At 64.4% G+C, this 7010-nt stretch carries 5 protein-coding genes; 1 reads left to right on the forward strand and 4 read right to left on the reverse strand.

Annotated features, from left to right (window positions below; genetic code table 11):
• Positions 1 to 145: 145 nt before the first annotated feature.
• From B5F27_RS15390 to B5F27_RS15405, 4 genes are all read right to left on the reverse strand, one after another.
• Complete coding sequence (locus B5F27_RS15390; protein WP_143405383.1) at positions 146 to 904, reverse strand: hypothetical protein; 759 nt, start codon at positions 902 to 904, stop codon at positions 146 to 148.
• A gap of 35 nt (positions 905 to 939) precedes the next feature.
• Positions 940 to 2112, reverse strand: a complete 1173-nt coding sequence (gene ftsZ / locus B5F27_RS15395; protein WP_087368954.1) for a cell division protein FtsZ — start codon at positions 2110 to 2112, stop codon at positions 940 to 942.
• A 188-nt stretch (positions 2113 to 2300) separates the two neighbouring features.
• Positions 2301 to 3548, reverse strand: a complete 1248-nt coding sequence (gene murA, locus B5F27_RS15400) for a UDP-N-acetylglucosamine 1-carboxyvinyltransferase (protein WP_087368955.1) — start codon at positions 3546 to 3548, stop codon at positions 2301 to 2303.
• Positions 3549 to 3682: 134 nt separating this feature from the next.
• A complete protein-coding gene (locus tag B5F27_RS15405) occupies positions 3683 to 4840 on the reverse strand; it encodes a putative peptidoglycan glycosyltransferase FtsW (RefSeq protein ID WP_242962217.1) in 1158 nt (385 codons plus the stop codon).
• A gap of 103 nt (positions 4841 to 4943) precedes the next feature.
• Here B5F27_RS15405 and B5F27_RS15410 point away from each other — a divergent pair, with 103 nt between their 5' ends.
• On the forward strand, positions 4944 to 6812 hold the full coding sequence (locus B5F27_RS15410) for a penicillin-binding transpeptidase domain-containing protein (RefSeq protein ID WP_087368956.1): 1869 nt from the start codon (positions 4944 to 4946) through the stop codon (positions 6810 to 6812).
• The last annotated feature ends 198 nt before the right edge of the window (positions 6813 to 7010 follow it).

Here is a 7010-nt window from a genome sequence, read left to right on the forward strand (position 1 = left end):
CTTGGATATGTGTGTATTTTTGTCTGGACATACGAACACCCCCTGTATAGGTTTATTTTCCTACACAGGGGGCGTTTTGTCTATTGTCTGTTTTTACTGGTTCGGTTCAGGTCCGGCAGGGCTTTGGGGTTCGAATGGGGCGGGGTCAATCCATCTTTCCCCGCAGATAGGCGGACTGCTTGAGAGGGATATGCTCCTTCTGCATCAGCAGATCCAGCTGGCCCAGAACCTGAGAGGTCATGTCGTCCAGCGGGCCGCGCCTGCGGACCGGCGGCTGCTCGGCCGCAGGGGCCGCCGCTTCCCGGGGTTCTTCCTCCGGCTCAGGGGGAAGCATCACCGGGGCCTTGCGGGGCTCGGGGGGCTCCAGCAGTTCCATGGGCGACGCAAGCCAGGCGGGCTCGTCCTCCGGCTCATCGAAGGCCGCCGGCTCGGCCGGCTCCTCCTCTGCCGCTGGGCGCTCCTCGCTGGGGGCCGGGCCCAGGCCGTCGGGCCAGAAGGGACCGGTGTTCTCCTCTTCCTCCGGGACAAAGCCCAGCTCCCGCGCCTTGTTGCACAGGGCGGTCAGCTCGGCGTTTTCCTTTTTCAGGGCCAGGATGGCCCGGTCACAGGCAAAGAGCTTGGTCTCGTACTGCCGGATCTCCTGCTGGGCGGCTGCCAGCCGGCGGCTCAGGGCCTCCAGCTGGGTCTCGCCCGGTCTGGGTTCTTCCGCCGCCGGCACGGATGCGTCCGGCTGTAGTTTGATCTCTTCGGTCGTCAAAGCCAGCACCCCCTCCAAACGGCGCAGCCTGCGGCGGGCCTGGCGGGCCTGCCGGGCACAAATTCCCCAGGCGCGGTCAATGCACAAAAGAAGATTCTCCTTCTCGCGGTTCTGCACCGCCAAAAGCCGAAGCATCTCCTCCGTCATAGCCGCTTCCCTTTACGTGTCGTTATCCGATGTGTTTACTTGCGCTTGTTCAGGATGGCCAGCAGCTCATCGTAGTACCGGTTATCGGTGTTCTCCTCCTCCACAGCGGGGGCGGGCTTGGCAGAGCCGGGAGCCGTGCCGTCGGCGTTGAAGACAGCGCCGCTGCTGGTGGAAGAAGAAGCCGCCGCGCTGGACGCAGCAGAGCCGGCGCTGGCGCTGTCCAGAGCCGAGCGCAGAGCGTCACCGGTCCGGTTTTCAAAGCCGGTGGCCACCACAGTGATCCGCATCTCATCCGACAGGTTCTCATCAAACGCAGTACCCCAAATGATGTTGGCGTCGGGGTGTGCGCTCTGGGTGATGAGACCTGCGGCCGTCTCGATGTCCTCCAGGCCGATGTCGGGGCTGGAAGTGATGTTGATGATGACGCCGTGGGCGCCTGCGATGCTGGTCTCCAGCAGCGGGCTGCTGACGGCGGCCTTGGCGGCATTCTCTGCCTTGCCGGCGCCCTTGGCGCTGCCGGTGCCCATGTGGGCGTAGCCGGCGTCCTTCATGATGGAGCGGACGTCCGCGAAGTCCAGGTTAATGAAGGCGGGCACGTTGATCAGGGCCGAGATGGACTCGACGCCCTGGCGCAGCACATTGTCGGCGGCCTGGAAGGCGTTCATCAGGGTGATCTTCTCCTGGCTGATCATCTTCAGGCGCTCGTTGGGGATGACGATCAGGCTGTCCACGTGCATCAGCAGATTGGCGATGCCCTGCTCGGCCAGGCCCATCTTCCGCTTGCCCTCAAAGGCAAAGGGCTTGGTGACAATGCCCACCGTCAGGATGCCCAGGTCATGGGCAACCTCAGCCACCACGGGAGCTGCACCGGTGCCGGTGCCGCCGCCCATGCCGGCGGTGATAAACACCATCTGTGCCCCCTTGAGCACATTGGCGATTTCGTCCTTGCTCTCCTCGGCGGCGCGCTGGCCCACCTCGGGATCTGCACCCGCACCACGGCCCTTGGTCAGCTTGGAGCCCAGCTGCACCTTCACCGTGGCATGGTTCTTGGTCAGGGCCTGCTGGTCGGTGTTGAGCGCGATGAACTCCACGCCCTGCAGACCGTCGGCCACCATCCGGTTCACGGCGTTGCCGCCGCCGCCGCCCACGCCTACCACTTTAATCGTGGTAACGTTTTCGTCCAATTCTTCGTCAAGCATCAAAGCCATAGTTTTGTTCCTCCGTCAGGCAATATGGTCACCGTGCCGCCAAGCCCTGGTCCTGTTGTCCCCAGCCGCACAGATAAAACTCTCGTGAGTTATACAAGTTTATCCTATCATCTTTTGGCCTTGATTGCAAGTTGTTTTTTTCTTTTCAAGGCGCTTTTTTGGAATTTGTTTCTTCACATCCGTATTTCCTACTCAATTCGTGCCCCCAAACCGGTCAGCATTTCCCCCAGAGAGGCATAACCCCGGGCGATATATTCGCACCCGGCGATCCTGGTTTTGCCCTGCGCCCCCAGAGCCGCCACCACCAGGGCCGCCCCGCCCCGCAGATCGCAGGCGGTGACCGCCGCTCCCCGGAGGGGCCGCCCGCCCCGAATCCGCAGCGTCCGGCCCTCCACCTTCACCTGGGCCCCCATGGCCGCAAAGCCCTCGGCGCAGCCAAAACGGGCCTCAAACACCCGGTCCTCCAGGACGGTGGTTCCCTCCCCAAAGAGCAGGGCCGCCGCCACCAGGGGCGCGGCGTCGGTGGCCAGGGCCGGGTATCCCCCGGTGACCAGGCGGCCGGCTCCCTGCAGGCTGCCCATCCGGCCCACCGTGGCGCTGCCGGCGGTGCGGCTGACGGTGCAGCCTGCCTGCTCCAGCACATCCAGCACCGGCCCATAGAGGGAGGGGCTGCACCCGGCAATGGTAATCCAGCCCCGGGCCGCCGCCACGGCGCAGGCCAGGGTGGAGGCACAGATCCGGTCGGGCATAGGGCGGTAGGTCGCCCCATGGAGCGCCCCCACCCCCTGAATGTGGATTTCGTCGGTGCCGGCCCCCTGGACTTTTCCGCCGCACCGGTTCAAAAACTGCGCAAGATCACAAATTTCCGGCTCTCTGGCCGCGCCGTGCAGGATGGTCTCGCCCCGGGCGGTGCATCCCGCCAGCAGCACCGTCTCGGTGGCCCCCACGCTGGGCCCCGGCAGACAGATTTCGGTTCCCCGCAGTCCCCAGGGAGCGGTCAGCACCAGCCGGTCCCCCGCCTGGGTAATCTGAGCTCCCATCTGTTCCAGGGCCGCCAGGTGCCAATCCACCGGCCGGGCTCCGATCCGGCAGCCGCCGGGCAGAGCCGTCTCCACCCGGCCCAGCCGGGCCAGCAGGGGCGCTGCAAACAGCACCGACGCCCGCATCCGGGCGGTCTCGGCCAGAGGCATCCGACAGCAGGAGGGCGGGCCGCCGACCACCACGTCCTCCCCCTCCCAGGCCGCCCCGCAGCCCACCGCCCGCAGGATGCCCAGACAGTCCTCCACATCCGACAGCCGCGGCACCTGTTCCAGCCGCACCGGCCCGCCGCACAGGAGGCTGGCCGCCAGCAAAGGCAGCACGCTGTTCTTGGCCGCAGGAACCTCCACCGTCCCATACAAAGAGCGCCCGCCCTGCACCGTCATCGTTCTGCCCATAAGAATACCCCCGTTTCGCAAAAGATACCCTACGGTATGCAAAACGGGGGTTTGGTGTGAGAAAAGAGCCTCGATTGTATCCCGGAAAACCACCGGGGGAATTACCCGCGGAATTTGTCCAAAAAAGTCGCCGTCTAACTCTCCTGCCGGGACACCGACAGGACAATCCCCATCTCGCCCAGAAGCATCATCAGACTGGTGCCGCCGGAGGAGAAAAAGGGAAGGCTGATGCCGGTGTTGGGGATGGTGTTGGTGACCACCGCAATGTTCAGAGCCGCCTGCATGGTCACCTGGACCACAAAGCCCACCACCAGCAGCCCGCCGAACCGGTCGGGGGCGTGGACGGCCAGGGTGATGCCCCGCAGCAGCAAAAGAACAAAGAGGGTCACCACCGCCAGCGCCCCCACAAAGCCCAGCTCCTCACAGACAATGGAAAAGATAAAGTCGTTCTGGGGTTCCGGCACAAACATATGTTTCTGGCGGCTGTTGCCCAGACCCAGGCCGGTGGCCCCGCCCGAGCCGATGGCATACAGGCTCTGGATGGTCTGATGGCCGTCCCCCAGCGGGTCGGCAAAGGGGTCCAGCCAGGAGGCCAGGCGGCTGGCAGCATAGGGCACCAGGTCGGGCATGACGGCCACCGCCGCGCCCACGGCGCCCACCGCCCCGGCCCCCGCCAGGATGAACCATTTCATCCCGGTGCCGCCCACAAACATCAGCACCGCCCCAATGCCCAGAATCAGCAGGGTGCCCGACAGGTGGGGTTCCAGCAGCATCAATACCGCCACCATCCCCAGCACCAGGCCAAAGGGCAGCACCCCCACCGAAAAGCTTTTCATTCGGCTGGCATTGAGGGAAATAATATGGGAAAAAGCCAGCACCACCGCGAACTTTGCGATTTCGCTGGGCTGTAATGTTCCCACCCCGGGGATCACCAGCCAGCGCTTGCAGCCGTTGTATTCCGGCATGAACAAAACCAGCACCAGCAGCACCAGGGACACCCCCAGCACCGGCCAGGCCAGCTTGTGATAGATATGGTAATCCACCCGGCTGGCCAGCCACATGGCGATCAGGCCCAGCGCCGCATACAGCAGCTGGGGCCGGATGTAGGCATAGGCATCCCCGCGCCGGTAGAGGGCCACCGCATAGCTGGCGCTGAACAGCATCACCAGCCCGAACCCCACCAGAGTCAGCACCAGCACCAGAAACGGCAGGTCCAGAGGATATGAGGTTGTCAGTCCCCGCCGCTTGGCCAAGGCCGTGGGATTCCACCGTGCCGTTGCATCTTCTGCCAAAGCGCACCGCCTCCCTTCCAGGATATTGTACGCAGAGTCGCCCCGGCTTAGTCATGCCGGCGGCAATGCGCCGCATACAGTAGAGGGAAAAGGGGGGATTTTTATGCCGCAGCCCCAAGAGCGCAGCCTGCCCGACCGCAGTTTCCGCCTGCGGGCCCGGTTGGTGGCGGGGGTATTCTGCGCCATCTGTTTCACCGGCCTGGCCGCACGGCTGGCCTGGCTCCAACTAGTCAGCGAGGACTGGTACACCCAGCGGGCCCTGGGCCAGCAGCTGCAGGACACGGTGGTCCCCGCCGACCGGGGCAAAATCTACAGCGCCGACGGGATGGTGCTGGCTTCCAACGCCAGCTGCTGGACCCTGCGGGCCTCTCCCCGGGAGATGCCGGAGGACAAACTGGAGCTGGCCGCCCAGTCTCTGGCCCACATTCTAGACCTGGATGCGGCGGATTTACTGGAAAAATTCAGCGACCGCTCCTCCAACGACTGCCTTTTGCGGTACCGTGTAGACCGGGACACCGCCGACGCCGTCCGGTCCTTCTGCGAGGACAACGGAGTCACCGGCATCCGCATCAACCAGGACACCAAGCGCTGGTATCCCGAGGGGACATTTTTGGCCTCGGTGCTGGGTTTTACCAACGTGGACAACGCCGGCGTTTCGGGGCTGGAACTGGAATACGACCAGGTTCTCACCGGGGAAAACGGCCTGGTTCTGACGGCAGTGAACGCCTGGGGCTACACCCTGGAACAGAGCTATGCCGTGGAGCAGCCCCCTGTGGAGGGGGACTCTCTGGTGCTGACCATTGACTCCAACATCCAGCGCTATCTGGAAAACGCCCTGGGCTACGCGGTGCAGGAGCACAGCGCCGCCGCCCGCGGGGTGGGAATCGTTCTAGACGTCAACACGGGGGCCGTGCTGGCCATGGCCACCACCCCCGCCTACGATCCCAACCAGCCCCGGATCATCTACGACGACACCGCCCGGGCCGCCGTGGACGCCCTCACCGGCGAGGAGCGCAGCGCCGCTCTGCAGCTGGCCCAGCAGACCCAATGGCGCAACAAAGCGGTCAGCGACCTGTACGAGCCGGGCAGCGTCTTCAAGCTCATCACCTGCGCGGCGGCCCTGGACGCAGGCGCCATCGCCCCCACCGACACCTTTGTCTGCGGGGAATCCATCTCGGTATCCGGGACGCGGTTTCACTGCGCCAACCGGCGGCGGCACGGAGTCCAGACTGTCACCGAAGCCCTGATGAACTCCTGCAACCAGAGTTTCATCCAAATTGGCGCCCGCCTGGGAAAAGAAGCCTTCTGCGACTATTTTGCCGCCTTTGGGCTGCGGGGCGCCACCGGCATTGACCTGCCCGCAGAGCCCACCAAAAGCTTCTATTACACCGCCGACCGGATGGGTCCTGTGGAACTGGCTTCCTGTTCCTTCGGCCAGAGCAGCAAGGTGAGCTACATTGGGATGGCGGCAGCGGTGGCCGCCATTGTCAACGGCGGGCGGCTGATGCGGCCCTATGTGGTCTCGGAAATCCGCAGCGCCGACGGTTCTGTCGTGAGCCAAACCCAGCCCAACTGCACCCGACAGGTCATCAAGCCCGAGATCTCAGCCATTATGTGCCAGATGATGGAGGCCGTGGTCACCAGCGGCGGCGGCCAGAATGCCCAGATTGCAGGGTACCGGGTGGGCGGCAAGAGCGGCACCAGCCAAAAGCTGGACAGCGACGACCCCAAAGCCCGCATCGCCTCTTTTGTGGCGGTGGCCCCCATCAACGATCCCCAGATGCTCTGTCTGATCTGTATTGACGAGCCCCACAGCTGGACCACTGCCGGCGGCACCATTGCGGCCCCGGTCTGTGCCGAAGTGCTGGAACAGGCCCTGGTCTATCGCGGCGTGCCCCGCACAGCGGTTCCCGAATCCGCAGAGACCACCGCCGAGCTACCCCCGGACGGCGACAGCTTTACCGGCGAATAAAACAGCAGGTCCCCGCCTCTCCTGTCACGGAAAATGAACCGCCCCATATTGTGCGGACAGTACAAAAAAGAGGCCTGCAAGGGGTAGAGCAAGCGAATCAAAGACTGGCCTGGCGAAGCGAGAGCGGAGCCAGGCCAGTCTTTGTCTGGAGCCGCTCGTGGTTATAGAAGTGGATGTACTCGTCGATCAGATCGTTGG

The sequence above is a fragment of the Faecalibacterium sp. An192 genome (assembly GCF_002160175.1).
Taxonomy (GTDB): domain Bacteria; phylum Bacillota; class Clostridia; order Oscillospirales; family Ruminococcaceae; genus Faecalibacterium.